Origin of the sequence: Limnohabitans sp. Hippo4 (assembly GCF_003063605.1) — a bacterium.
In the GTDB taxonomy this organism is placed as follows: Bacteria; Pseudomonadota; Gammaproteobacteria; order Burkholderiales; family Burkholderiaceae_C; genus Limnohabitans_A.
Genome location: NZ_NESE01000001.1, coordinates 632,904 through 657,607, shown reverse-complemented (window position 1 = coordinate 657,607; position 24,704 = coordinate 632,904). Strand labels below are relative to the sequence as shown.

The 24,704-nt window shown below is 54.2% G+C and carries 23 protein-coding genes; 9 read left to right on the top strand and 14 right to left on the bottom strand.

Annotation, left to right across the window (positions count from 1 at the left end; all coding sequences use genetic code 11):
- The first annotated feature begins 16 nt into the window (after nucleotides 1-16).
- Nucleotides 17-1,096 carry an RNA methyltransferase gene (locus tag B9Z46_RS02995; protein ID WP_369907414.1) on the top strand — a complete coding sequence of 360 codons (1,080 nt, stop codon included), beginning with the start codon at nucleotides 17-19 and terminating at the stop codon, nucleotides 1,094-1,096.
- Here the strand turns inward: B9Z46_RS02995 and B9Z46_RS02990 are convergent.
- Genes B9Z46_RS02990 through B9Z46_RS02975 form a run of 4 tightly spaced genes read right to left on the bottom strand, consistent with a single transcriptional unit; the run spans nucleotide 1,060 to nucleotide 4,739 of the window.
- Complete coding sequence (locus B9Z46_RS02990; protein ID WP_108254849.1) at nucleotides 1,060-2,280, bottom strand: flavin-dependent oxidoreductase; 1,221 nt, start codon at nucleotides 2,278-2,280, stop codon at nucleotides 1,060-1,062. The genes B9Z46_RS02995 and B9Z46_RS02990 overlap by 37 nt on opposite strands.
- 2 nt (nucleotides 2,281-2,282) lie before the next feature.
- Nucleotides 2,283-3,281: a tripartite tricarboxylate transporter substrate binding protein gene (locus B9Z46_RS02985; RefSeq protein ID WP_108254471.1), complete on the bottom strand. Its 999-nt coding sequence runs from the start codon at nucleotides 3,279-3,281 to the stop codon at nucleotides 2,283-2,285.
- A gap of 7 nt (nucleotides 3,282-3,288) precedes the next feature.
- A complete protein-coding gene (locus B9Z46_RS02980) occupies nucleotides 3,289-4,200 on the bottom strand; it encodes a DMT family transporter (RefSeq protein WP_108254470.1) in 912 nt (303 codons plus the stop codon).
- A complete protein-coding gene (locus B9Z46_RS02975) occupies nucleotides 4,200-4,739 on the bottom strand; it encodes a methylated-DNA--[protein]-cysteine S-methyltransferase (RefSeq protein WP_055360270.1) in 540 nt (179 codons plus the stop codon). Before B9Z46_RS02975 ends, B9Z46_RS02980 begins: the two co-directional genes overlap by 1 nt.
- 76 nt (nucleotides 4,740-4,815) lie before the next feature.
- On the opposite strand from B9Z46_RS02975, the gene B9Z46_RS02970 reads away from it, so the two are divergent.
- Both B9Z46_RS02970 and B9Z46_RS02965 read left to right on the top strand, forming a co-directional pair.
- Nucleotides 4,816-6,219, top strand: a complete 1,404-nt coding sequence (locus B9Z46_RS02970) for a phosphomannomutase/phosphoglucomutase (protein ID WP_108254469.1) — start codon at nucleotides 4,816-4,818, stop codon at nucleotides 6,217-6,219.
- Between the two features lie 61 nt (nucleotides 6,220-6,280).
- Complete coding sequence (locus B9Z46_RS02965) at nucleotides 6,281-7,555, top strand: 3-deoxy-D-manno-octulosonic acid transferase (protein WP_108254848.1); 1,275 nt, start codon at nucleotides 6,281-6,283, stop codon at nucleotides 7,553-7,555.
- Here B9Z46_RS02965 and B9Z46_RS02960 read toward each other — a convergent pair.
- From B9Z46_RS02960 to B9Z46_RS02930, 7 genes are all read right to left on the bottom strand, one after another.
- Nucleotides 7,533-8,846, bottom strand: a complete 1,314-nt coding sequence (locus B9Z46_RS02960) for a TolC family outer membrane protein (RefSeq protein ID WP_233245891.1) — start codon at nucleotides 8,844-8,846, stop codon at nucleotides 7,533-7,535. The two genes, B9Z46_RS02965 and B9Z46_RS02960, sit on opposite strands and share 23 nt — an antisense overlap.
- A gap of 51 nt (nucleotides 8,847-8,897) precedes the next feature.
- Nucleotides 8,898-9,236, bottom strand: coding sequence for a rhodanese-like domain-containing protein (locus B9Z46_RS02955; protein WP_108254467.1), 339 nt, complete (start codon nucleotides 9,234-9,236; stop codon nucleotides 8,898-8,900).
- 2 nt (nucleotides 9,237-9,238) lie between these two features.
- Nucleotides 9,239-9,904, bottom strand: coding sequence for a protein-L-isoaspartate O-methyltransferase (locus B9Z46_RS02950; protein ID WP_108254466.1), 666 nt, complete (start codon nucleotides 9,902-9,904; stop codon nucleotides 9,239-9,241).
- Nucleotides 9,905-9,961: 57 nt separating this feature from the next.
- Nucleotides 9,962-13,138, bottom strand: coding sequence for an efflux RND transporter permease subunit (locus tag B9Z46_RS02945; RefSeq protein ID WP_108254465.1), 3,177 nt, complete (start codon nucleotides 13,136-13,138; stop codon nucleotides 9,962-9,964).
- Nucleotides 13,139-13,158: 20 nt separating this feature from the next.
- A complete protein-coding gene (locus tag B9Z46_RS02940; RefSeq protein ID WP_108254464.1) occupies nucleotides 13,159-14,289 on the bottom strand; it encodes an efflux RND transporter periplasmic adaptor subunit in 1,131 nt (376 codons plus the stop codon).
- Nucleotides 14,290-14,297: 8 nt separating this feature from the next.
- Nucleotides 14,298-14,933, bottom strand: coding sequence for a TetR/AcrR family transcriptional regulator (locus tag B9Z46_RS02935; protein ID WP_233245890.1), 636 nt, complete (start codon nucleotides 14,931-14,933; stop codon nucleotides 14,298-14,300).
- A 121-nt stretch (nucleotides 14,934-15,054) separates the two neighbouring features.
- Entirely contained in the window at nucleotides 15,055-16,242 is a 1,188-nt protein-coding gene (locus tag B9Z46_RS02930) for an acyl-CoA dehydrogenase (protein ID WP_108254462.1), read from the bottom strand.
- A gap of 158 nt (nucleotides 16,243-16,400) precedes the next feature.
- On the opposite strand from B9Z46_RS02930, the gene msrA reads away from it, so the two are divergent.
- Genes msrA through B9Z46_RS02910 form a run of 4 tightly spaced genes read left to right on the top strand, consistent with a single transcriptional unit; the run spans nucleotide 16,401 to nucleotide 20,397 of the window.
- Nucleotides 16,401-16,952, top strand: coding sequence for a peptide-methionine (S)-S-oxide reductase MsrA (msrA, locus tag B9Z46_RS02925; RefSeq protein ID WP_055360279.1), 552 nt, complete (start codon nucleotides 16,401-16,403; stop codon nucleotides 16,950-16,952).
- Nucleotides 16,949-17,278: a hypothetical protein gene (locus tag B9Z46_RS02920; protein WP_158268389.1), complete on the top strand. Its 330-nt coding sequence runs from the start codon at nucleotides 16,949-16,951 to the stop codon at nucleotides 17,276-17,278. The genes msrA and B9Z46_RS02920 overlap by 4 nt, the downstream gene beginning before the upstream one ends.
- 60 nt (nucleotides 17,279-17,338) lie before the next feature.
- Nucleotides 17,339-19,390 (top strand): TonB-dependent receptor, encoded by a 2,052-nt coding sequence (locus B9Z46_RS02915; RefSeq protein ID WP_082466740.1) that lies wholly within the window; start codon nucleotides 17,339-17,341, stop codon nucleotides 19,388-19,390.
- 50 nt (nucleotides 19,391-19,440) lie between these two features.
- Nucleotides 19,441-20,397 carry an AEC family transporter gene (locus B9Z46_RS02910; protein ID WP_108254460.1) on the top strand — a complete coding sequence of 319 codons (957 nt, stop codon included), beginning with the start codon at nucleotides 19,441-19,443 and terminating at the stop codon, nucleotides 20,395-20,397.
- On the opposite strand, the gene pdxH is transcribed toward B9Z46_RS02910, so the two are convergent.
- Entirely contained in the window at nucleotides 20,394-21,026 is a 633-nt protein-coding gene (pdxH, locus tag B9Z46_RS02905; protein ID WP_055360282.1) for a pyridoxamine 5'-phosphate oxidase, read from the bottom strand. The genes B9Z46_RS02910 and pdxH overlap by 4 nt on opposite strands.
- 3 nt (nucleotides 21,027-21,029) lie before the next feature.
- Nucleotides 21,030-21,608: a gamma-glutamylcyclotransferase gene (locus B9Z46_RS02900; protein WP_108254847.1), complete on the bottom strand. Its 579-nt coding sequence runs from the start codon at nucleotides 21,606-21,608 to the stop codon at nucleotides 21,030-21,032.
- Between the two features lie 203 nt (nucleotides 21,609-21,811).
- On the opposite strand from B9Z46_RS02900, the gene edd reads away from it, so the two are divergent.
- Together edd and eda are read left to right on the top strand one after the other, a co-directional pair.
- Complete coding sequence (gene edd / locus B9Z46_RS02895; protein ID WP_108254459.1) at nucleotides 21,812-23,659, top strand: phosphogluconate dehydratase; 1,848 nt, start codon at nucleotides 21,812-21,814, stop codon at nucleotides 23,657-23,659.
- Nucleotides 23,650-24,294, top strand: coding sequence for a bifunctional 4-hydroxy-2-oxoglutarate aldolase/2-dehydro-3-deoxy-phosphogluconate aldolase (eda, locus tag B9Z46_RS02890; protein WP_108254458.1), 645 nt, complete (start codon nucleotides 23,650-23,652; stop codon nucleotides 24,292-24,294). Before edd ends, eda begins: the two co-directional genes overlap by 10 nt.
- Here the strand turns inward: eda and gloA are convergent.
- Nucleotides 24,276-24,665, bottom strand: a complete 390-nt coding sequence (gene gloA, locus B9Z46_RS02885; protein ID WP_055360285.1) for a lactoylglutathione lyase — start codon at nucleotides 24,663-24,665, stop codon at nucleotides 24,276-24,278. The genes eda and gloA overlap by 19 nt on opposite strands.
- Between the last annotated feature and the right edge of the window lie 39 nt (nucleotides 24,666-24,704).

The following is a 24,704-nucleotide window of genomic DNA, read 5'->3' as shown; positions in this document are numbered from 1 at the left end:
GCGACTTGACATGACGATGTCTCAAATTCAATCCATCCGCGAGCGGGTGCGGCGCTTGGGTGCAAGGCCTGCACACGAGCTGCGCATCTTGCGACTGTGGGCGCAAGCCAAACCGCAAAACAGTGGCCGACGACCCTTAGAGAGTTTCATGCCGACGGCTTTGCGCGAGGACTTGGCGCAACTGACGGACGACTTGAACGGCTTGTTGCGTTTGCAATCTGCACATCCTGCCGAAGATGGCTCGGTTCGGTGGCTGTTGGCTTTGCAAGACGGACAAACCTTGGAAACCGTTGGCTTGCCACGCGACGGCTTGTGTGTGTCATCGCAAGTTGGATGTGCCGTGGGTTGTGTGTTTTGCATGACCGGTCGTGATGGTTTGATTCGTCAGGTGGGCAGTGCGGAAATTGTGGCGCAGGTTGCTTTTGCCAGGTTACACCGACCTGTTAAAAAAGTGGTCTTCATGGGCATGGGCGAGCCTGCGCACAATTTGGACAATGTGATGGAAGCCATTGAGGTCTTGGGCACTGTTGGCAATATCGCCCACAAGTCTTTGGTGTTTTCAACCGTCGGCGATCCCCGTGTGTTTGAACGCTTGCCAATGGGTTTGGTCAAGCCAGCCTTGGCCGTTTCTTTGCACACCACACGTGCCGATTTGCGCGCGCAATTGTTGCCGCGTGCACCCAAAATGTCGCCCGAAGAATTGGTCGAGGCAGCAGAGGTTTATGCGCGTCAAACCGGTTACCCCATTCAATACCAATGGACATTGCTTGAAGGTGTGAACGACTCTGAAGAAGAGTTGGAGGGCATCGTTCGTTTGCTCAAAGGCAAATACGCCTTGATGAACATGATTCCTTACAACGCCATCGATGACTTGCCCTTCAAGCGGCCTTCGTGGGAGCGGGCTGCAGAAATGGCGCGCACTTTGCACCGACGCGGCATTTTGACCAAGCTGAGAAATTCAGCCGGTCAAGATGTGGAGGGTGGTTGTGGTCAGTTGAGAGCGCGTGAGCTTCAGTCTGCATTGAATGAGTCACCCGTCATGAACGGGACTTTGCCCATTCACTTTGTCAAAGCAAAGCCAGCAACCGTTTTGTAATGGTCTGAAATTTGACGCAATTCGTCCTGACTGATCAGGTCGTCAATGTGCCGGAAAGGTTTGCCACCACTGAGTTCGTCTGCTTTCATGATGATGAAGTCGGGCGGCACACTCCGATTGGTTTCAACCACTTTGGCTGTGGGTGCCAGGCGCAAGCTTTCATAAGATTTGAGCGCCTCTTGGGGGTCAGTGTGTTGGCTGAGTTGTTCTGCCAAAGTTCTGGCATCAATCAAGGCCTGCGCTGAACCGTTAGAGCCGCGTGGGTACATGGGGTGGGCAGCATCGCCCATCAAAGTGACGCGGCCTTGTGTCCAGAACGGCAGGGCGTCTTTGTCCACCATGGGATATTCAAATACTTTGTCGGCCTTCATGATCAACTCGGGGACATCCAAGAAATCAAAGTGCCAGTCTTTGTAGATTTCAGCGCAAACCGCTGGATCGCCAGCGCGGTTCCAGTCGTTCATGACAGCATTGGGTTTTTGCAACTCGGCCACCCAATTGATGAGTTGATTGCCTTTGCCGTCCACGTTGTCAATGATGGGGTAAATGACCATCTTGCCGGTTTCAACAGTGCCAATGCGCAGGTAACTTTTGCCAGTGAGGATGGGGGGGTGAACAGTGACGCCGCGCCAAGTGTTGATGCCCGCAAAGCAAAGCTGATCTTGCGGATGCATTTGTTTGCGGATGACTGAATTGACGCCATCGCAGGCCACGGCAATTTGAGCGGTGTGCGTTTCGGCTGTTTGTGTGTGGGCGTTGGAAAACTCAATTTGCACGCATTCTTTGTCTTGTGAAAAGCCTGTGCATCGCATGCCTGTGTGAACTTTGTCTTTTCCCAAGCGCTTGACTGCGGCCTCGAACAAAATGCGATGCAATTTGCCGCGGTGAATGCCAATTTCTGGCAAGGTGTAACCGGCATGGCGGCCGCGTGGCTCTTTGTAAACGTACTGGCCATGCTGTGTGTAGAACACACTTTCGAGATTTTCAATGCCGGCTGCTTCAAGTTCAGCTTGCACTCCAAGCGCTGACAGTTCACGCATGGCGTGGGGGAGCAGGGTAATGCCAACACCAATTTCTTTGACGTCCATCACACTTTCAAAGACATCGCAGTCAATGCCTCTTTGATGCAAGCCCAAGGCAAAACTCAGGCCGGCAATCCCACCGCCCACAATTGCGATGTTCATGCTCATTCCCCTTTGATGTTTTGGGCCTTGATCAGATCGGCCCAGCGCGTTGCGTCTTTTTCAACCAGCTTGCCAAACTCTTCGGGGGTGCTGTTTGCGGGGTCCATCCCTTGAGGCTGAAAAGCCTTTTGAATTTCTTCGCTGGCCAAGATGGTTTTGATCTCTTTGTTCAGGGCTTGGACAATGTCGTTGGGTGTATTTTTGGGCGCAAAGATGCCGTACCACATGTCCACATTCACCTTGCCTGTTTTGGCTTCAGCCAGTGTCGGCACGTTGGGCAGGAGGGGGTGACGTTGATCGCTGCCAATGCCCAAAGCCACCAGTTTGCCGGCCTTGATTTGTGGCAAGGCCACATGGATCGGCAAGAACATGGCATCGACTTGACCGCCCAACAAATCAGAAACAGCAGGCGCAGTGCCGCGGTAGGGGATGTGCGTTAGAAACACTTGGGCTGTGTTCTTGAACAATTCCATCGACAAGTGATGCGGTGTGCCCACACCAGGGGAAGCGTAATTGATGCGACCAGGATTGGCCTTGGCAGCAGTCACCAATTCAGCAGCTGTTTTGAAATTGGACTTGGGATGGGTGACCAACAAAAGTTGCCCCCAGCTCGTCAAGATGACAGGCGCAAGGTCTTTCACTGGGTCAAAACTGAGGCCTGCATAAAGGCTGCGGTTCATCACCAAAGTGTTGACGCTGACCAGCAGCGTTTGACCATCGGGTGCGGCGCGCACAACCGACTCTGTGCCAATGTTGCCTGAGGCGCCTACTTTGTTTTCGACCACCACCGGTCTGCCCAAGCGCTGCGCAAGTCGAGGACCCACTGTGCGCGCAATGAGGTCAATGCCTGTACCCGGTGTGAAGGGCACAATCAATTTGATGGGCGCTTGCGTTTGGGTCAATGCGGCAGGCGGTGTGCTTTGCGCCAAAGCGGGTGTGGCGGCCAAGGCGCCGGCGAGCAAAGAAAAAATCAGTTGGCTAGAGAATGTTCGACGTTTCATGTTTTGATTATTTCACTTTCGGAAAAATTCCGCTCGACAGGGCTGTGCCAAAAACGACCACCACGCCCAGCAAGACCATGCTCAGCGTGACTGTTTCGTTCAAAAAAGCCACACCGTAAATCAGGGCAAAGACAGGGATCAAAAAAGTCACCGTCAAGGCTTTGGCCGGCCCAGCCCGGTTCACCAATCTGAAGTAGAGGATGTAGGCAATGCCAGTGCAAGCCACGCCAAGTACCATCAGGGCACCCCAAGCTTTGAGGCTTGGCATCACGGAGGGCATGGCCCAAAAGGCTGGCAAGGTCAGTGCCAGGGTGGCGCCCAATTGACTGCCGGTGGCTGAAACCAAGGGCGGCAGATTGGGCAAAAACTTTTTAGTAAAACTGCCCGAGATGGCATAGCAAATGGTGGCCAACAAGCAAGCGGCGATGGCCGTGTATTGCCCCCAGGCACTTGCATCTGGGTTGGCGGCGCTGTGGTCGGTGGTTTGGTTGTTGGCCAAGACAGAGACACCTACAAAACCAATGATCAAACCTGCAATGCGCCAACGGTTCAGCCGGTCGCCAAGCCAGAGCCATGCAACCAAAGCAGCAAACAAGGGGACTGCTGCATTCAAGATGGCGGAAAGGCCAGTTGAGATGTGCATCACCGCGTAAGCAAACAAGGCAAAAGGCAGTGCTGAATTGAAGGCACCTAAGCCAAGCACCAGTTTCCAGTGTTGTTTAAAAACAGGCCAGTGACCCTGTTGCAGCATGAACGGGCTCAAGAACAAAGTGGCCACAAAGACGCGCGTCCATGCCGTTGCCAAGGGGCCGAACTCGGAGGCACCCATCCGCATGAACAAAAACGAAGAGCCCCACAAAGCAGCCAGCAAAAGGTAATCAACTCGCCAATCTTGCGAGTTGTCTTGAAGTGTTGTCATTATTTGGCGACCGACGAAGGCCTTAACGCGTTTTCAAGTTGCAGCAGCGCTTGCTTGCGCCAAAGACCGCCCGCGTAGCCGGTGAGTTGCCCTTGGCCACCCAGCACCCGGTGGCATGGGATCAAAATGCTGATGGGATTGCGACCAATGGCTGTGCCCACTGCTCTGACGGCGCTGGGTTTGCCAATGGCTGCGGCTAACTCGCCATAACTGCAAGTGGCGCCATGCGGGATGCTCAGAAGCGCTTGCCAAACAGCTTGTTGAAACGCTGTGCCGCCGCTGAGGTCAAGGGAAAGGCTCTTGAGCCATTGGCGTGCGGCTTGTTGGCGTGGCAATTGAGATTGGCCGTAATCACGCAACAATGCTTCTGCTTTGCGCAGCGTGGCGTTGTGGGGCGATTCTTGCCAAGTGCTGATGTTGGGGTAATGTTTTTGACCCTCAAACCAAGCGCCATTCAGGCCATCCGGACTGGCAGACAAGGTGATCTGCCCCCAAGGGCTTTGGATCTGTTTGAAGCAAGTTTGGCGATGAAATTGCATGCGGCAATCGTATCCGATTTAGGGCGCATCCACCTACAATGGAGTCCTGTTTGCACCTCTTATAGGTTGGTACTTTATGCAAGTGACGGCATCCATTTTCAAGGCGTACGACATTCGCGGAACCTACCCCCGGACCCTGAATGAAGACTTGGCCGAAGGCTTGGGTAAAGCCTTTGGCACTATGGCCTTGAAAGAGGGGCGCAACACCGTGGCAGTGGGCCGAGATGGCCGCTTGAGTGGCCCCACTTTGTCCAGTGCCTTGATGCGCGGCTTGGTGTCGGTGGGCATCCAAGTGATTGACGTGGGCATGACCACCACGCCCCAGCTTTACTTTGCCGCCCACACCCTCTGTGACAGCGGCATTCAAGTCACAGGCAGCCACAACCCCAAAGACGACAACGGTTTCAAAATGGTGTTGGGCGGTCGTGCCATTTATGGCGATGAAATTCAAACCCTGCGACAACTCATCGAGTCCGAGTCTTGGGTGCTGTCCAGTGCCGGGTCGGTGAAATCGGCAGACATCATGCCGGCTTACATTCAAAGAATTGTGAGCGGCATTCAACTCAGCCGTCCTATGAAAATTGTGGTTGATTCAGGCAATGGCATTGCCGGCGCAAGTGCCCCCGGCATCTTTCGTGCAATTGGTTGCGAGGTGATTGAACTGTTCAGCGAGGTGGACGGTCATTTCCCCAATCACCACCCTGACCCCAGCAAGCCTGAAAATCTTCAAGACCTGATCGCTACTTTGAAAAGTTCAGGCGCTGAACTGGGCTTGGCCTTTGATGGCGACGGCGATCGCTTGGGCATCGTCACCCCAGATGGCGAAACCATTTACCCCGATCGTCAGATGCAACTGTTTGCCCAAGATGTGCTGAGCCGCGTTCCGCAGGGCACCATTTTGTTTGATGTCAAATGCTCGCAGCGTTTGGCGCCCGCCATTCGTGCCGCAGGCGGCACGCCGTTGATGTACAAAACGGGCCACTCTTTGATCAAAGCCAAGATGAAAGAGATTGAAGTTGGCGGCGGCCAAGCACCTTTGGGTGGCGAGATGAGTGGGCATATCTTTTTCAAAGAACGTTGGTATGGTTTTGACGATGGCACTTATGCAGGTTGTCGCTTGCTTGAAATCGTCAGCCGCAGTGCAGACGCCAACGCTGTGCTCAAATCGCTGCCCACCAGTTTCAGCACCCCCGAATTGAATGTGGCTTGCCAAGAGGGGGAGCCGCATCAACTCACTGCGCAATTGCTGGCTGTGGCGCCGCAACACTTCAATGCACCTGCCGAGATCTCAAGCATCGATGGCTTGCGTGTGGATTGGCCCGATGGCTTTGGCCTCATTCGCGCCTCCAACACCACGCCCGTGTTGGTGCTGCGATTTGAAGGCCACACGCAGGCGGCTTTGGACCGCATTGAGCATGCCATGTTGGCCTTGCTTCGCACAGTCAAGCCCGATGCGAAATTGCAGCATTCGGCCCACTGAACTTGACGGCCGAATCCATTTTGTGAAATCAACTTTGTCCCTTTGGTTCTACAGCACACTGATGCAGTGGGCACAGCCCTTGTTGCGTCAAAAATTAAAGCGCCGCGCCAAGGCAGAAGCTTTGTATGGCCAATTTGTTGAGGAACGATTTGGTCACTACGCGCATGCCACCCAAGGTGAATGGGTGTGGGTTCATGCAGTGTCTTTGGGGGAAACGCGCACCGCGGGTATTTTGATCAAAGGCTTGCGCGAACAAAATCCAGGCATGAAATTGCTGTTAACCCACGGCACAGCCACAGGCCGTGAAGAGGGCCAAAAGTTATTGCAGCCAGGCGATGTTCAAGTTTGGCAGCCTTGGGATTCGCTGGACGCTGTGACGCGATTTTTCAAAGCCTTTCAGCCTCGCCTTGGCCTGATCTTGGAAACTGAAGTTTGGCCCAATTGGGTTCGCTGCGCGCAGCAATTCAAGGTGCCTTTGGTGTTGGTCAATGCCCGCATGAGTGACAAGTCCATGTGGCAAGCCTTGCGTTGGCCCTCGCTCATGAAGCCTGCCTACGCGGGTCTCCAAGCGGTCCTGGCCCAAACCCAAGACGATGCCACGCGGCTCCAAGTTTTAGGTGCCAAAGTGAAAAAAATCACCGGCAATTTAAAGTTTGACGCCACACCCGATGCAGCCCAAGTTGCAAAAGGTCAAGCTTGGCGTTCGCGCATTGCGATGCCCGTCATCATGCTGGCCAGTTCACGCGAAGGTGAAGAGCGCTTGTGGTTGGATGCGTGGCAAAGCTTTGTGAAGTCCAACCCGGATGAGCACGTTCAGTGGCTGCTGGTGCCTCGTCATCCTCAGCGCGTGAACGAGGTGGTTCAGTTGATTGAGCAGCAAGGTTTTCAAGTGTCGCGCCGAAGTTCATGGGGGCAAGAAGAGGGCGCTTCGCCGCCCGTCAACGCTGCAGGTTCAACGATTTTCATGGGCGACAGCTTAGGGGAAATGGCGCTGTACTACAGCTTGGCCGATGTGGCCTTGTTGGGCGGCAGTTTTGAGCCCTTGGGAGGGCAAAACCTCATTGAGGCAGCGGCTTGCGGATGTCCTGTGGTGATGGGGCCACACACCTTTAACTTTGCAGAGGCTTCGGAGGCTGCATTGGCGGAGGGGGCTGCGTTGCGTGTGGCCAACATGGCCTTGGCCCTAGAGAGCGCCGTGGCACTGGTGCAAAACAGCGCGCTTTTAGAAAGTCAAGCCGCAAAAGCTTCAAGCTTTTCCAAACAACACGGCGGCGCCACGCAGCGCACAGCGGATGCTGTGCGCGAATGGTTGATCAAGGGTTCAGCAGTGCATTGATGGAAGCCAAATCGGCTTCTGTCAAAGTGCCAGCCGCTTGACGCAGCTTCAACTGACCCAGCAACACGTCGTAGCGCGCTTTGGCCAAATCGCGTTTGGTTTGGAACAACTGGCTTTGGCTGTTCAACACATCAATGTTAATGCGCACACCCACTTGGTAGCCCAACTTGTTGGCATCCAAGGCACTTTGGCTGGAAGCTTCTGCAGCTTGCAGCGCATTGACTTGGCCCAAACCAGACTGCAAACCAAAGAAGGCAGAGCGAGTGGCTTGCGCCACGTTGCGCTCGGCAGCTTCCAAATCGGAACGTGCTTTGTCTTCCAAAGCCACTGTTTCTTTGATGCGATTCTGCGTGGCAAAACCTGCAAACAAAGGCATGTTGAAAGACAAGGTGACGCTGTTGGTGTTGGTGTCAACTTGTGAGGTGTTGATGCCCTTGCCGTTTTTGTAGCGGGTAGGGGTGTAGCCTGCCACCAAATCCAAGGTGGGCTTGTGACCCGCTTCTGCTTTGCTGGTTTCTAATTTGGCAATTTCCAACGCAGCACGGCTTTGAATCACGCTTGGATTTTGTTCGGCAGATTGCCGAACCCATTGCTCCAAACTTTGAGCATCAGGGCCCGATAACTTGGCTTTGCTTGAAAGTGACTTGGGTTCAATGTTGTTCAGGCCAACCAATTGGTTCAGGGCCAAACGCTTGATGCGCAGATCATTGTCGGCTGCAATTTCTTGCGCCAAGACCAAGTCGTAACGCGCTTGCGCTTCACGTGTGTCGGTGATGGTGGAGGTGCCAACTTCAAAGTTGCGCTTGGCCGCCGCCAGTTGTTCGGCAACTGCCACTTTTTGTGCTTTGACAAAGTCCAAGCTTTCGCGCGACACCAAGACATCAAAGTAAGCTTGGCTGAGGCGCACCATCAAGTCTTGCTCTGCTGCTTTGAGTTGAACGCTGGCCAATTCCAATTGGCGCATGCCTTGCTGGTAAGTTGCAAAGTTGGCAGGTCGGTAAAGCGGTTGTGAAGCGCTCAGGGTGGCTGCCTTGCTTTGGGATGTGACTGTTTGTGCCGCTGCCAGTAACTCGACTTCTGTTTTGTTGACGTTGGCTGACAGGCCAATTGTGGGCAAAAGCAAGGCTTTGGCTTGATCGCCTTTAGACAGGTTGGCGGTGTACTGAGACTGAGCTGCTTTGTAGGCTGCGTCGTAGCCGCGAGCTGTCTCGTACAAAGACATCAGGCTTTGCGCTTGGGCTGAGCCCGCGAAAGCTGCAGAGATGGCCAACGTGATAGGAAGAAAGCGCATGTTCATGTAAATCTTTCGGGGCTAAGGCCAGAGTGAGATGGAAATTGAAAATCAATAGACGGGAACGCTGGGATCAACTTCACTTGACCATGCGTTGATACCGCCACTGATGTTGATGATTTGGGTAAAGCCTTGGCGCTCAAGAAATGCGCCCACTTGCATGCTTCTGCCGCCGTGGTGGCACAAACAGGCAATCGGCCGATCCTTGTCCAATTCAGTTAACCGTGCAGGCACAGTTTGCATGGGCATGATCATGACTTCACAGCCCTCTGGCGCAATGCTGGCAAGCTGGCACTCCCAAGTTTCGCGAACGTCTAAAACCAACGGTTCACCCAGAGAGGCGGCCTCTTGAAGCCAGTCCTTGAATTGTGAGGGGCTAATTTGTTGCATGTTTAAAAAGAAAAACGATTGTGCTCGGGGAAGCCTTGTAGGCGCGGTGCCAAGGTATCCCAAGGCTCTGAGGTTTGCCACTGTTGTTCGCCGGTGCGAGTGATGACGCTGGCGCGCATGACAGGGTCTTCGCCCACCACCGCCAACAAGCGGCCGCCTGTTTTCAATTGATTCAGCAAAACTTGTGGCACTTCAGGCACAGAGCCACTTAAAAAGATGACATCAAAGGGGCCGTCGGCTGGCGCGCCTTGGCAACCATCGGTGTTGCGCACCTCCACATTGGTGATGCCAGCTGCTTGCAAATTGGCGCGGGCTTGTTGGGCCAAGTTGCTGTCGATTTCCAAGCTGAGCACGGAGGCAGCTTGGTGCGCTGCCAATGCGGCCATATAGCCAGAGCCTGTGCCAATTTCCAAAACTTTGTCTGTAGGTTGAATGGCGGCATCTTGCAAGAAACGGGCTTCTACGCGTGGGGCCAACATCACTTGACCCTGTGTGCCATGGGCTTGCAACGGGATTTCCATGTCAACAAACGCCAATGCCTTGTTCGCCATTGGCACGAAGTTTTCACGCTTAACGGCCGACAGCAATGACAAGACCTGTCCGTCCAAAACTTCCCAAGGACGAATTTGCTGTTCGATCATGTTGAAGCGGGCGATATCGTTGTTCATTTCTTACTCCAGGGGGTATCTAATTCTAAGCATTTCCATTTTAGCTTCTGGCGGGGCTTAAGACGTGCCTTTTTGCTTGCCGGACCACAGTCGCTTTAAAAATTCACTCAAATCGTCCATGTAGCAGTAAACCACCGGCACCACCACCAAGGTCAACAAGGAGGAGGTGATCACGCCGCCAATGACGGCTTGACCCATGGGGGAGCGTTGTTCCGAGCCCTCGGTGATGGCAAAAGCCAAGGGCATCATGCCGAAAATCATGGCCAAGGTGGTCATCAAAATGGGGCGCAACCTGACACGGGCAGCCATCAACAGGGCTTCAGTGCGATCAAGCCCGGCCACTGGCTGTCCTGTGTCCGAAACCCCACCTTCGCGGGCACGGATGGCAAAGTCGACCAGCAAAATGGCATTTTTGGTCACCAAGCCCATCAGCATCACCACCCCAATGACCGAGAACATGGACAGGGCCGAGCCGAAGGCCATCAGGGCCAAGACCACGCCAATGAGTGTCAGCGGCAAGGAAGTCATCAGTGCCAAAGGCTGCAAGAAGCTCTTGAACTGGCTGGCCAGGATCATGTAAATGAAAATGACCGCCATCAAGAGCGCGGTAGTGGCATATTGGAAAGACTCGTTCATGCTTTTGGTCGAGCCGCCAAATTGATAGCGGTAGCCGGGTGGCCAGGCCACAGAGTCCAAAATTTTGCGAATGTCCGCAGAAATTTCACCCGCCGAACGAAGCGAGGCGTTGGCGTTGATGGCCACCTCGCGCACCATGTCGCGACGGTTGATTTGATTGGAGCCCGTGGTCTCTTGAACTTGTGCAATTTGACCAAGACGAACGATGCGCGTTTGACCGTCCGTTGAAGCTACATTGAACGGCAGGCGCTCTAAATCTTGGGGGCTGTTGCGGAAGTCTGGTGCCAGTCGCACATTGACATCATAGGTTTGGTCATCTGGGGCGCGCCAATTGCCAACCGTTTGACCTGCCACCAAAGTTCGCAAGCCATTGGCCAAACTGGCAGCGCTCCATCCCAGGTCGGAGGCCGATTCGCGCATCACTTGAATTGCAATGGTGGGTTTGTTGGCTTTGACACTGCTGTCCAAATCGACCAGTCCGGGGATGGCACGGAATCGGTCCATCAGTTTCAATGTGATGCGCTCGAGTTCGCGCTGATCGGGGCCTTGAATTGAAAACTCAATTTGTTTGTTGCCACCCACGCTGTCCAAAATGCCCACGTGTGTCACGGTGATGCCTGCAATCTTGGAAAGCCGCTCGCGCAACAAAATGGAAATGTCTTCGACACTGCGTTGACGCAATTTCCGATCGACCAGACGGATGTAAATGCTGGCGTTGTTTTTGCCCTGCGCGTTGGGGGTGTTCATGCCCGTGAGGGTGTACTGCACTTCTGGAAATTCACGCACGATGGCTTCCACTTGCTTGGCCTTCAAGGCGGTGCTTTCAAGTGAGGTGCCCACTGGCGTTTGAAAGCTCAAGGTGGTTTCGGAGTAATCACCTTTGGGAACAAACTCGGTGCCTAGCAAGGGCACCATCAAGATGCTAGCGACGAAAATGCCAACAGCCAAGAGCAAGGTACTGCGCTTGTGTTTCAGCGCCCAGGCCAGCATGTGTTGGTAGCGATCGGCCATGCGGTCGGTTTGCAGTTCAAACCAATGCGTCACACGGCCAATGCTGCGATCGTACCAATTCAAAGTGCCTGCAGGCTTGTCGTGTTGGTGGATGCTGGGGTCGTGCCAGACACTGGAGAGCATGGGGTCCAATGTGAAGCTCACAAACATGGAGATCAAAACGGCCGCCACAATGGTGATGCCAAACTCATGGAAGAACTTGCCGATGATGCCTTCCATGAAGCCAATCGGTAAGAAAACAGCCACGATGGACAAGGTGGTGGCCAGCACAGCCAAGCCAATTTCTTGCGTGCCAATCATGGCGGCGTCGTAGGCATTTTTGCCCATCTGCACGTGCCGTACGATGTTTTCTCGCACCACAATGGCATCGTCAATCAGCAGGCCGACACAAAGCGACAAAGCCATCAAAGTGACCATGTTGATGGTGAAACCAAACATGTTCATGAACCAAAAAGTACCAATCAGCGAGATGGGCAAGGTGAGGCCGGTGATGACGGTGGAGCGCCAAGAATTCAAGAACAAGAACACAATCAGAATGGTGAGCAGTGCGCCTTCAATCAGGGTTCTGCGAACGTTGTCAACCGCTACGCGAATTTGCCGTGAGCCATCGGACACGGGTTCGAGTCGAATGTCGGCAGGCACTTGTTTGCGCAACTCTTTGAGGGAGCCCATGAGGCCATCGACCACCTCAATGGTGTTGGCATCTTGCGCCTTTTGCACTGTGAGCAACAAGGTGCGTTCGCCGTTGTAAAGCGCCATGTTCTCAATTTCTTGCGCGCCGTCTTTCACTTGCGCGACCTGTGACAAGCGCACAGGCGTATTGCCCTTGCGCGCCACAATGATGTTGCCAAAATCTTCAGGCCGTTTCACGCGCGATTGAATTTGAATCACGCGTTCTTGTGTGAAAGAGCGGAGGGCTCCTACGGGCAGGTCTTGGTTTTCGTTGCGAACGGCATTGGCAATTTGATCGGCGCTAACGCCCAGGGCTTCCATGGCGTCGGGGCGCAAATAAATGTTGATTTCACGGCGGCTGCCGCCAATCACATTGACTGCGCCCACACCGCGAATGTTTTCAAGGCGCTTCTTTAAGACTTGTTCGGCATAGTTGGTGAGCTCGACCAAGCTGGTACTTGTGCCGCCGCTGCGCACTTCTGGAATCACCGCAAGTGACCAAATGGCTTTGCTGGTGGGGTCAAAGCGAATGATGCGCGGTTCTTTGACCTCATCACGCAACATGGGGCGAATGGCTGCCACTTTTTCTCGCACATCGTCGGCTGCTTTGCGGCCATCCATGTTGAGTTGAAACTCAATCACCACCACCGATTGCGTTTCGTAGCTGCGTGAAGTGAGGGCGCTGATGCCCGCAATGGTGTTGACGCTTTCCTCAATCTTCTTGGTCACTTCGCTCTCGACGATTTCGGGTGAAGCGCCGGGGTACTCAGTGATGACCACCACCACGGGCAAGTCAATGTTGGGAAACTGATCGACTTTCAGGCGTTGGAATGCAAACAGGCCCATCACCACAAAGGCGAGCATGATCATGGTTGCAAAAACCGGATTCTTCAGACTGATCCTGGTGAACCACATGAGAGGGGACCTTTAAAAGCTCAGGGCTTGCTGCTGTTGAGTGTGACCAAGGTGCCATCGCGAACAGTACCCGCACTGGGGGCCAAAACTTGAGTACCTTCATTCAGTTCGTTCAAGGCCATCACGGCTTTTCCTTCTACCTCACCCTTGAGCCCTGTGGCCACTTTCACATGCACCACTTTGCCATTTTGAAGCGTCTGCACATAGGGTTCTGTTTTGTCGTTGCGCACGCTCTCGAGAGGCACTACCACGGCTTGAATCTTTTGCGTTCCCAAACTGCCCTGAACAAAAATGCCATGGCGGAGCAGGGGGTGTGAACTGAGTCCTAAATAGACCAAGACGCTTCGGCTGCCCACTTGCGTGCTGGGGTTGATGCGCAGAACTTTGGCGGTGACCGATTGGTTGCTGTTCTCAATGAACAACTTGGCGGTTTGTCCCACCTTCACATTCAATGCATCGGTCGACGTGAGGCTTGCTTCCAATTCCAATTGTGACAAGTCAACAATTTCAACGATGCGCGCTTCGGGTGAAACACGTTCACCTGGCTGAGCCAAGCGTTGGCTGATCAGGCCACTGAGTGGGGCCCTCAGGATGCAATCGTCCACGGCTTTGGTGGCCACATCCAAAGCCGACATGGCGGCTTGGTAAGTTGCTTTGGCGCCATTCAAATTGGCGATGGAGGTATCCAAGGCCGTTTTAGAAATGAAACCTTGGCTGACCAAGGCATTGTTGTTGTCGAATTGGCGCTGCGCCACCTCGACCTGGGCGCGAGCGGCTTCAGCTTGCTGCTGTGCTTGTCTTTGCCGCGCAACATATTCAGTGCTGTCAACACGTGCCAGAACTTGACCCGCTGCTACGGCATCGCCTTCGCGAACTTCAAGGGCCTGCAATTCACCAGCCACTCGGGCCTTGACCATGGCACTGCGAGTTGCCTTGAGGGTGCCAGAGATGGGCAGACCGTGTGTCATGCTGATCTTTTGTGCGATGACAACATCCGTGGGTGCCAGTTCGATGCTGATGGGCCCGTTGGTTTGCGGCGCCTTGGTGTTCACTCGCGTGTTGCCAAACCAACCGCGGAAATAGCCCAAGGATGCGCCCAAGACAATGAGGAGCAGTGCTGCGATCAGCGCACGTTTTGAAAGAAAGTTCATGGTGATGTTCAGACGGAAAGCCCACGCACAATGAGGTCGGCGTGCTGTGCAATGAAGTTTTCGGGTGGCGTGTTGGGTTGGCCCGCGAGGCACATGGCATTGGCATGTTTAGACATGATGAAAAACAGTATGGGCGCAATGATCACCATCACGGTGCTGTCGATGTCAAAGTTTTTAAATTCGCCACTGTCTCGGCCGCGTTGCAGCACATCTTTGAGAATGCGGACGGCCGGCGTAATGACTTCATCTTGGTAGAAGGCCGCCAGTTCTGGGAAGTGATTGCCTTCGCTGATGATCAGTTTGGTAATGCCTGAGGCTTTGGTGGCACCGTACCTTCGCCACCATTCGCGCATGAGGAAGTGCAGCAACTCTTTGCTGGTGCCTTTGAAATTGGCCACTTCCAGAGCACCATCGGTGACTGTTTTGACCACGTTTTCTCGCACCACCGCTTTGAACAATTCTTCTTTGCTGGGGAAGTACAAAAAGAGGGTGCCTTTGGACACACCCGCTTTGGCGGCCACTTCTTCGGAACGTGTGGCGGCATAGCCTTTTTCAACAAATAGGTCTAAAGCCGCTTCCAGCAATTCACCTGGGCGATGCTGCTTGCGACGCTCGCGTTTGGGGGGAGAAAGTAATTCAGACACGTTTAATGACTCGTTGGTTAGTAATGTACGGTCTTGGCCTAGGAGCGTCAAGCACTCAGCGTAGGACAGGCCAAAAAAAAGACCGCCGTAGCGGTCTTTTTGAGAGAGAGCTTGAGCAATCTCAATAGAAGGCTTGAAGGCCAGTTTGTGCACGACCCAAGATGAGGGCATGCACATCGTGCGTGCCTTCGTAGGTGTTGACGGTTTCGAGGTTGATCATGTGACGAATGACATGGTATTCGTCGTGAATGCCGTTGCCACCGTGCATGTCGCGGGCCATGCGGGCCACGTCCAAGGCCTTGCCGCAGCTGTTGCGTTTGATCAGGCTGATCATCTCGGGCACTGATTTGCCTTCGTCCATCAAACGGCCAACGCGCAAGCAGCCTTGCAGACCCAAAGTGATTTCGGTCTGCATGTCGGCTAATTTCTTTTGGATCAATTGGTTTTGCGCCAAGGGGCGGCCAAACTGAACGCGGTCCATGGTGTATTGGCGGGCACGGTGCCAGCAGTCTTCTGCGGCACCCAAAGCGCCCCAGGCAATGCCGTAACGGGCTTTGTTCAAGCAACCGAAGGGGCCTTTCAAGCCTGACACATTGGGCAACATGTTTTCTTCGGGCACAAACACATCGTCCATGACAATTTCACCGGTGATGCTGGCGCGCAAGCTCATCTTGCCTTCAATCTTGGGGGCTGTCAGGCCCTTCATGCCTTTTTCCAAAATGAAGCCGCGAATGGCGGACTGACCGTCGCCTTCACCTTCCAATTTGGCCCACACCACAAACACATCAGCGATCGGCGCGTTGGTAATCCACATCTTGGCGCCCTTCATGATGAAGCCGCCATCCACGGGCTTGGCGCGCGTGATCATGCTGGCAGGGTCAGAGCCATGGTTGGGTTCTGTGAGGCCAAAACAACCCACCCATTCGCCAGTGGCCAACTTGGGCAAATACTTTTGGCGTTGCGCTTCGGAGCCATATTCATTGATGGGGTGCATGACCAAGGAGCTTTGCACGCTCATGGCGCTGCGGTAGCCGCTGTCAACACGCTCAACTTCACGAGCCACCAAGCCGTAGCTGACATAGTTCAAGCCCGCGCAACCATAGCCTTCAATGGTGGAACCCAAAAAGCCCATGCTGCCAAATTCGTTCATGATTTCGCGGTCAAATTTTTCATGGCGAGCCGCCATCAATACGCGGGTTTGGAGCTTCTCCTGGCAGAAGTTATGCGCTGCGTCGACGATCGCACGTTCGTCATCGCTCAGTTGTTCGTTCAGCAAAAAGGCGTCGTCCCATTGAAAGCTAGGCTTCATGATGTCAATCCATCCAAGATTAAAGATGTTGGGATTTTATCGTCATGCGAAATGTTCCATGGAGTTGTCCCATCGAGTAACCTGTTGAGGCGGTGACATGTGCCTTCTTATGGCGGGGTTTTAGCTTAGGAGCGGCCGTTTTGGGTCAGAATGAACGCATGCAAATTCCTACTCATGCGCAAACCTTGGTCCTTGGCGGTGGCTGCTTCTGGTGCACCGAAGCGGTGTTCGTTCAAGTTAAAGGTGTCTTGGATGTGGAGTCCGGCTATTCCAACGGTCAAACCCGCAACCCCACCTACGAGCAAGTTTGCTCAGGCACAACTGGGCACAACGAGGTGGTGAAGTTGGTGTACGACCCGCAAGTCATCAGCACCCGAACCTTGCTCGAGATTTTCTTTGTCATTCACGACCCCACCACCTTGAACCGTCAAGGTAATGACCGTGGCACGCAATATCGCAGCGGCATTTATTTCACCACCCCAGATCAAGCTGAAGTTGCCAAAGCTATCATCGCTGAAATCGAAGCGGAGGGGGTTTTTGACGCATCCGTGGTGACAGAGGTGTTGCCCTTGGATAACTACAGTGCCGCGGAAGACTATCACCAAGATTTCTTTGAGCGCAATCCAACGCAGGGCTACTGCATGGCTGTGGCGGCCCCCAAGGTTTGGAAGTTCAAAAAGACCTTTTCTGAGTGGACCAAAACGCCTTGAGAATTCAAACCAAACTGCGCTGCTTGTTGCAAGCACTGTTGATCAGTGCGGTCATGCTTGCGCCTGTTTGGGGGCAAATTCACAAGACAATTCACGGTTTAAAGTCCACAGCCTTTTCTGAACAATCACTCTTCAGTGAGCACACTGAAGGCTCCTTGGTCTGCCAAGCCTTAGACCATTTGGCATCCGATGAGGGACCACAGTCAGCAGCCCTCACGCTACAGTTTGAACAGCCTGAGACCTTGTTCATTTCTGGTCAGTTTGCGCAACGTAATGTGGCGCTCACACTGGCATTCTCTGCGCGCGCACCGCCCACCAGCCTTTGAATCATGTTTGAAGTTGCTCAAGCCAAGGCTTGAGTGCTTGTTCATTTTCAAAGGTTTTTCATGTTCAAAATTTCTTCTCGACAAGGCGTCATGCGTGCGCCTTGCAATGCCTTATTGTCGGTTTCAGCATCCGCCGTGGTGCTGATAGGTCATGGTGTTTTTGTGCCTGCTGTCTTGGCGCAAGCCGTGCAGGAAGTGGTCATCACTGGCAATCCATTGTCTAAATCTCAAAGCCTCAATGCCGTGAGCAGTTTGTCGGGGCAGTCATTGCTGCAGCAGGGGCAAAGTACCTTGGGCGAAACCTTGAATCAACTGCCAGGTGTCAGCAGCACTTACTTTGGACCCAATGCCAGCCGGCCCATCATTCGCGGTTTTGACGGTGATCGCATTCGTGTGCTCAACAACAGTGGCGCCAGCATGGATGTTTCTTCGCTCAGTTATGACCATGCAGTGCCGACGGATGTGCTGACCACCGAGCGCATTGAAGTGTTGCGCGGACCTGCCGCCTTGCAATACGGCGGTAGCGCCATGGGGGGTGTGGTCAATGTCATCGACAACCGCATTCCCCGCCAACCCATGCAAGGCATTGCGGGCAAAGCGCAAACTCAATGGGCCTCTGGCAATGGCGAGCGTTCTAAGGGTGCGATGCTGGAAGTGGGGCAAGGCGCTTGGGTATTCCATGCGGACGCATTTGATCGACATACCAAGGATGTGAAGGTGCCTCGCAACTTGCCATGCGGCAAACCAGGTGCCCCCGAACTCACTTCACGCATTTGCAATTCCGCAAGTGATTCTCAAGGTGGTGCCGTGGGTGCCAGCCTGTTTTTAGAGCGTGGTCATGTGGGCATGTCGCTCAGTGAGTACCAAAGCAACTACGGCACGGTGGCCGAGGACGAAGTGACCATTGGGATGCGTTCAAAGCACGCAGCCTTAGAAGGTGAGTGGCGACCCGATTCCAGTCTCTTCCAACAAATCAATTTTCAAGCCAGCCAAACAGATTACAAGCACACTGAATTCGATGCAGGTGCACCAGGCACCTTGTTTGCAAACCAAGGACATGATGTCCGTGTTCAGCTGCGCCACAAACCTTGGCGTCTGGGCGCTGGCACATGGGAAGGCGTTTGGGGCTTGCAATCGGAACAAGGTAAATTCTCTGCCAATGGTACAGAGGCCTTTGCACCTTTCAGCCATACCCGAAGCACCGCGGCGTTTGTGTTTGAAGAATATGCTTTGAACGACTTGCTATTCAATGTGGGTGCGCGCAAAGAAAATGTGACGGTGGCATCGCTGGGCAATCCAGATCCAAGCGTAGACCGTTTTGAAGTGGGGCAGCGCAAGTTTTCGCCGCAAAGTGTGGCTGCTTCTGCGTCTTGGCAATGGATGCCTCAATGGCGTCTCAGCACCAATGTGTCACAGGTTCAACGTGCACCCAAGGACTATGAGTTGTTTGCCAATGGCCCGCACGTGGCAACGGCCGCATGGGAAAAAGGCGATGCCAATTTAGGTTTAGAAAAGGCCAACAGCATCGATCTCACTGCAGACTGGCAGCAGGGGCCCCATCAATTCAAGATCACAGCATTTCAAAGCCAGTTTTCCAATTTCATTGGTTTGATGAGCACCTTGGAAGTGGAAGACGGCCTGCCAGTACAAAAGTACCAAGGCGTGCGCGCCAAGTTCACAGGCTTTGAGACGGCAGCGCAATGGCGATTGCTGCAGTCCACCAGCAGCTTGGACTTGGCGCTCAAGGCCGATGCGGTGCGGGCACAGAACCTCAGTGTCAACGAACCCTTGCCCAGAATTTCGCCCGTTCGCTTGGGTGCCAAATTGATTCACACCACTGGCCCGTGGCGTGCCGATTGGGGCTTTGATTGGTATGCGGCACAAGACCGCGTGCCCACAGGCGCTGCGGCCACAGCGGCCTACACCTTGTGGCATGGTTTTGTGAGTTACAAGCAAAAGGTGTCGGGTGCCGCTTTGAATTGGTTTGCCAAGCTCGACAACGCCAGCAATCAATGGGCTTACAGCGCCACATCCATTTTGACGACCACGGCACCTGGCAAATCCCCTTTGCCTGGCAGAAGTTTCAAATTGGGCGTGATGGCGACTTTTTAAATCAGCACTTGGCCAGCAGGGATGCATGACGCACTGATAATCAGGGGGTCATGAATTTTGAACATCCTGTTTTATCGTCCCTGCTGCCAGTTGTCTTTTTGATCTCGATGGGCTTTGTGGCGGGTCGCGCCAAATTGGTTCGGCAAGACGCGGTCCGTGATTTGACCAATTTGGTGTTTCTGGTGTTGGCGCAAGCCTTGCTCTTCAGAACCATGAGTTCTGTGCATCTGGAAACTTTGGACTTGCGACCCGTCTTCCAATATTTTGTGGTGGCGAGTGCTTTGTTTTTCATCATGCTGATGATGTATGGCCGTGATTCTCGTGCCTCGGTGTTGGCGCTGGCCAGTATCTTCAGCAACACCCTCATGATTGGCGTGCCCCTCATTGGTTTGGCCTATGGCGAGCCTGGTCAAGTGTTGCTGTTCACCCTGATTTCTTTGCATGCCTTGGTGTTGCTCACCATGGCCACCGTGGTGCTGGAATTGCAAATGGCATATGAACATGCGGCTGAACATGGTGAAACTCGGCACATGCTCAAAACGGTGGGCATGGCGATGAAAAATGCGGTGTTGCACCCAGTGCCTTTGCCTATTTTGATTGGGCTCATTTATGCACAAACAGGCTGGGGCCTGCACCCCATTGTGGACAAGCCTTTGCAATTGTTGGGTGCATCATTTGGCCCTGTGGCCTTGGTGTTGGTGGGCATTACGTTGGCGCAAACCCCCGTGGGTGAAAACTTCATGGGCGCCATGAAGATTTCTGTGGTGAAAACGTTTGTGCACCCCATGCTCATGGCCGCAGCCGGCTATGCCATGGGCATGCGCGGCTTGCACCTGACGGTGATGGTGGTGGCCGCTGCGTTGCCCATTGGTGCCAATGTGTTTTTGTTTTCGCAGCGTTATCAAAAGGAAGAGGATGTGGTGACCGCCGCTGTTGCAGTGTCCACCGCGCTGGCATTGGTCAGCGTCACCTTGGTCATGGCATTGCTGCCCATGCTGCCGGCTTAAGGCGCCAAACGCTCCCGCAACCATTCGCCTTCATTCAAACGATAGCGCAGTCGATCGTGCAGACGGCTTTTGCGCCCTTGCCAAAATTGCCATTCATCGGGCACCAAGCGGTAGCCGCCCCAGTGCGGTGGGCGAGGTGGGTTCAGCATAAACTGCGCAGCGTACTTGGCCGCATTGGTCACCAACACAGTGCGACCTTCAATCACCTGACTTTGCGGTGAGGCCCACGCGCCAATGCGCGAGTCCAGCGGACGGCTGTGAAAGTAAGCATCGCTTTCTTCGTCGCTGATTTTTTCCATGCGACCTTCAATTCGCACCACACGCTCCAATTCAACCCAGTGAAATTGCAAAGCTGCAAAAGGGTTGCCAGCCAACTCACGGCCTTTTCGGCTGTCGTAATTGGTGTACCAAACGATGCCGCGCTCGTCATAGCCTTTGATCAACACCACGCGGGTGCTGGGACGCAGGTTGCTGGCCACAGTGGCCACGGTCATGGCGTTGGGTTCCGGCACTTCGGATTGAATGGCTTCGTTGAGCCAGCGCTCAAATTGCTTCAAGGGATTGGCATCCGAAGCGTCTTCACTCAACTCGGCTTTTTCGTAACTTTTACGCAGATCTGCGATGTTCATGATTCAGTCCTTGGCATGTTCGAGCAAAGCTGCCAAAGCTTTGTCTTGAATGCCGTGTTGTTGCAAGCTGTTCAGTGTTTCTTGGGCGTAGTCTAAGGTGGTGCCGTAGCGGCCTTTGGCATGTTGAAAGATGTGCCTGTATTGAGAAGGGCTTAGGTCGCCAGTGAAGCTTGGACTTTTGCGTGGCAGAGTGAAAGCCAAGGCATTGACGGGGCCTTGAGGTGTTGGGCACTGCAACCAACGCGGTGTGTAAACACTGTTGGGCATTTCACGAAACCAAAGTTTTTCGATGGTTTGCTTCACATCGGCGGCAGGCGTTCTGAAAACCATGCCCTGGCAACTGCCACCCGAGAGCAGGGCAAAGACCAAGCCTGGGCACTCGGGTGTACCGCGGTTTAAACGACTCCACATTTTCAAGGCGCGGTGCCAGCCTTGAACCTTGGTGAGGTGTTGCTCCAAGACTTCAAACTCTGGCCGCCAAATGAGGGAGGCGTAACCAAATACCCACAAATCCTGTGACGCAGGCCACTGCGTCAGCAAGGCTTCTTGGGTGGGTTCGCAGAGGGCTTGGTCGGCTCGCATGCCAAGAGGAGGGCTGTTGAATTTCAAAGTGTTGGGCAACATGTAGTGCGTCTATTTTGAGGGTAAACCAGAGCTTGCCAGTTGCTGTCTTGAGAAAATTCGTAACTGATCTGTAACTGTGAATGCACCAAAGAGGGGGATGAGGAGTTACCATTCGTTATGTAACAAAGTTACAAGCCGTCTTTCAATTGAATCAAACTCTTATGACCCTGAATGCCACCGTAGCCCAAGTGACTGCCCGCATTGCCCGGCGCAGCCAAGCGAGTCGTGCTGCTTACCTGCAGCAAGTCGAAGAAGCCGCCGCACGCAAACCCGGCGCTGATCGGCTTGGCTGTGCCAATGTGGCGCACGCATTTGCCGCCATGCCGCCGGCCGACAAATCGAAAGCTTCGGGCTTGGCGGCCATTCCTGTGGTGAGTGTCACAGAGCGCGGTCCCAACATCGGTGTGGTGACGGCCTACAACGACCTGTTGTCAGCGCATGCCCCTTTTCAGCATTACCCCGATGTGGTGAAAGACGAAGCGCGCAAGTGGGGCGCCACAGCCCAAGTGGCAGGTGGTGTGCCGGCCATGTGCGATGGTGTGACGCAAGGCACGCCAGGCATGGAGCTGAGCTTGTTCAGCCGTGATGTGATTGCCATGTCGACTTCCGTGGCACTGAGTCACGACGTTTTTGATGCCGCCTTGATGCTGGGTGTGTGCGACAAAATTGTACCGGGCTTGCTGATTGGTGCTTTGCACTTTGGTCATCTGCCCACAGTCTTTGTTCCTGCAGGTCCGATGGTCAGTGGCTTGTCGAACAATGAAAAATCCAAAGTTCGTGAACAAGCGGCCCAAGGCTTGGTGGGCCGCGCAGAATTGCTTCAAGCAGAATCTGCCGCCTATCACGGTGAAGGCACGTGCACTTTTTATGGCACTGCCAACAGCAACCAAATGCTTTTGGAAGCCATGGGTCTGCATGTCCCTGGCACAGCGTTTGTCAATCCGGGTGATGGCCTGCGCAGTGAGCTGACTCGTGAATCGGTGCGCACTGTTTTGAAGTTGGTCAAAGCCAAGCAATTCACGCCCATCGGCAAGTTGGTGGACGAGCGTTGTATCGTCAACGCGATGGTGGCTTTGTTGGCCACGGGCGGCTCCACCAATCACCTGATTCACTGGGTGGCTGTGGCCCGAGCGGCTGGCTTGATCATTGACTGGGACGATTTCTCTGCGCTGTCGGATGTGGTGCCCTTGTTGACGCGCGTGTATCCGAACGGCAGTGCCGACGTGAACCAATTCCAAGCGGCAGGGGGCCCCGGTTATGTCATTCGTGAATTGTTGGATGCAGGTTTCATGCATGCAGATGTGATGACTGTGCGTGCCGGTGGTATTCGTGAATTCACCCAAACACCCGTTGCTTTGAATGGCCAGCTGGCGTGGCAAGACATTGGCGCCTCAAAAGATGAAAGCGTGGTGCGGCCTGCTACAGCGCCGTTCAGTGCCACTGGCGGCTTGCGATTGTTACAGGGCAATTTGGGCCGCAGTGTGATCAAGGTGTCTGCTGTGCCCGAAGCACTCCATGTGATTGAAGCCCCTGCTCAGGTGTTCAATTCACAAGAAGAATTGTTGGCAGCGTTTCAAGCCGGCAACATGGCCAAAGATGTGGTGTGCGTGGTGCGTTGGCAAGGCCCGCAAGCCAACGGCATGCCCGAGTTGCACAAACTCACGCCGCCCTTGGCTGTGTTGCAAGGAGAGGGATTCAAAGTGGCCTTGGTCACTGATGGCCGGATGAGTGGTGCTTCAGGCAAAGTACCCGCAGCCATTCACGTGTCGCCCGAGGCGGCATCAGGTGGGCCCCTTGCGCGTGTCTTGGATGGCGACATCATTCGCTTGGATGCGGTGGCGGGTACTTTGCAAGTTTTGATCGATCCAGAAACTTGGAATGCACGAACTCCCGCTACCATGCCAATAGATTTGCAAGCGGCCAACAGCCGCGGCATGGGAAGAGAACTGTTTACCAATTTGCGCAAGCATGCGCTGAAAGCTGAAGAAGGAGCCTGTACATGGCTGTAAATGCACCGTTCACCGCCTTGCAAGTGATGCAAGACGCCCCCGTCATTCCAGTCATTGTGTTGAACGATGTGGCGCATGCCGTTCCCATGGCGCGCGCCTTGGTGGCCGGTGGCATCCGCATGTTGGAAGTGACATTGCGCACCCCTCAAGCTTTGGCTTGTATGGAAGCCATTGCCAAAGAAGTGCCCGATGCGGTGGTGGGCGCAGGGACGGTGCGCAGTGCGGCCGATGCCAAAGCGGCTGCCAATGCGGGCGCCAAGTTTGCTGTCAGCCCTGGCTACACATCAGCTTTGGGTCAAGCCTGTCGCGACCAAGGTTTGTCTTTGTTGCCTGGCGTGGCCACAGGCAGCGAAATCATGATGGCGCAAGAGGACGGCTACACCGAATTGAAATTCTTCCCGGCCATGCAAGCAGGCGGCCCCGCCATGCTGAAAGCCTGGGGCGGCCCCTTCTTTGATGTGCGCTTTTGCCCAACGGGCGGCGTCACACCTCAGAATGCTTCAGAGTTTTTGAGCTTGTCCAATGTGGCTTGCGTCGGCGGCTCTTGGTTGGTGCCAGCCGATGCTTTGGCTCAAGGCGATTGGCCTCGCATTGAGCAACTTGCGCGTGAAGCTTGTCAGCTGAAGTTGCGCTGAATCAGTTCCACTTTGTAGCCATCGGGGTCTGTGATGAAGGCAATGACCGTGGTGCCACCTTTCACAGGACCGGCTTCACGTGTCACTTTGCCACCCGCGTTGCGAATCTTTTCGCAAGCTTCGTAGGCATCGGGTACTGCAATGGCCAAGTGGCCGTAAGCAGTTCCCATGTCGTAAGACTCCACGCCCCAGTTGTAGGTGAGCTCTAGCTCAGCATGGTCGGGGTTGCTGCCGTAACCAACAAAGGCCAGCGAGTATTTGTACTCGGGGTTCTCAGATGTTTTGAGCAATTGCATGCCCATCACCTTGGTGTAGAAATCGATCGAGCGTTGAAGGTTGCCAACGCGAAGCATGGTGTGTAGTAATCGCATAAAACGTATTGTGTCTGATTGAAAAAACCCAGTGGGACG

Coding starts and splice junctions, on each gene's coding strand:
- B9Z46_RS02995 (WP_369907414.1), top strand. CDS start 17: ATGTCTCAAATTCAATCCATCCGCGAGCGGGTGCGGCGCTTGGGTGCA.
- B9Z46_RS02990 (WP_108254849.1), bottom strand. CDS start 2,280: ATGAACATCGCAATTGTGGGCGGTGGGATTGCCGGCCTGAGTTTTGCC.
- B9Z46_RS02985 (WP_108254471.1), bottom strand. CDS start 3,281: ATGAAACGTCGAACATTCTCTAGCCAACTGATTTTTTCTTTGCTCGCC.
- B9Z46_RS02980 (WP_108254470.1), bottom strand. CDS start 4,200: ATGACAACACTTCAAGACAACTCGCAAGATTGGCGAGTTGATTACCTT.
- B9Z46_RS02975 (WP_055360270.1), bottom strand. CDS start 4,739: ATGCAATTTCATCGCCAAACTTGCTTCAAACAGATCCAAAGCCCTTGG.
- B9Z46_RS02970 (WP_108254469.1), top strand. CDS start 4,816: ATGCAAGTGACGGCATCCATTTTCAAGGCGTACGACATTCGCGGAACC.
- B9Z46_RS02965 (WP_108254848.1), top strand. CDS start 6,281: ATGCAGTGGGCACAGCCCTTGTTGCGTCAAAAATTAAAGCGCCGCGCC.
- B9Z46_RS02960 (WP_233245891.1), bottom strand. CDS start 8,846: ATGCGCTTTCTTCCTATCACGTTGGCCATCTCTGCAGCTTTCGCGGGC.
- B9Z46_RS02955 (WP_108254467.1), bottom strand. CDS start 9,236: ATGCAACAAATTAGCCCCTCACAATTCAAGGACTGGCTTCAAGAGGCC.
- B9Z46_RS02950 (WP_108254466.1), bottom strand. CDS start 9,904: ATGAACAACGATATCGCCCGCTTCAACATGATCGAACAGCAAATTCGT.
- B9Z46_RS02945 (WP_108254465.1), bottom strand. CDS start 13,138: ATGTGGTTCACCAGGATCAGTCTGAAGAATCCGGTTTTTGCAACCATG.
- B9Z46_RS02940 (WP_108254464.1), bottom strand. CDS start 14,289: ATGAACTTTCTTTCAAAACGTGCGCTGATCGCAGCACTGCTCCTCATT.
- B9Z46_RS02930 (WP_108254462.1), bottom strand. CDS start 16,242: ATGAAGCCTAGCTTTCAATGGGACGACGCCTTTTTGCTGAACGAACAA.
- msrA (WP_055360279.1), top strand. CDS start 16,401: ATGCAAATTCCTACTCATGCGCAAACCTTGGTCCTTGGCGGTGGCTGC.
- B9Z46_RS02915 (WP_082466740.1), top strand. CDS start 17,339: ATGTTCAAAATTTCTTCTCGACAAGGCGTCATGCGTGCGCCTTGCAAT.
- B9Z46_RS02910 (WP_108254460.1), top strand. CDS start 19,441: ATGAATTTTGAACATCCTGTTTTATCGTCCCTGCTGCCAGTTGTCTTT.
- pdxH (WP_055360282.1), bottom strand. CDS start 21,026: ATGAACATCGCAGATCTGCGTAAAAGTTACGAAAAAGCCGAGTTGAGT.
- B9Z46_RS02900 (WP_108254847.1), bottom strand. CDS start 21,608: ATGCGAGCCGACCAAGCCCTCTGCGAACCCACCCAAGAAGCCTTGCTG.
- edd (WP_108254459.1), top strand. CDS start 21,812: ATGACCCTGAATGCCACCGTAGCCCAAGTGACTGCCCGCATTGCCCGG.
- eda (WP_108254458.1), top strand. CDS start 23,650: ATGGCTGTAAATGCACCGTTCACCGCCTTGCAAGTGATGCAAGACGCC.
- gloA (WP_055360285.1), bottom strand. CDS start 24,665: ATGCGATTACTACACACCATGCTTCGCGTTGGCAACCTTCAACGCTCG.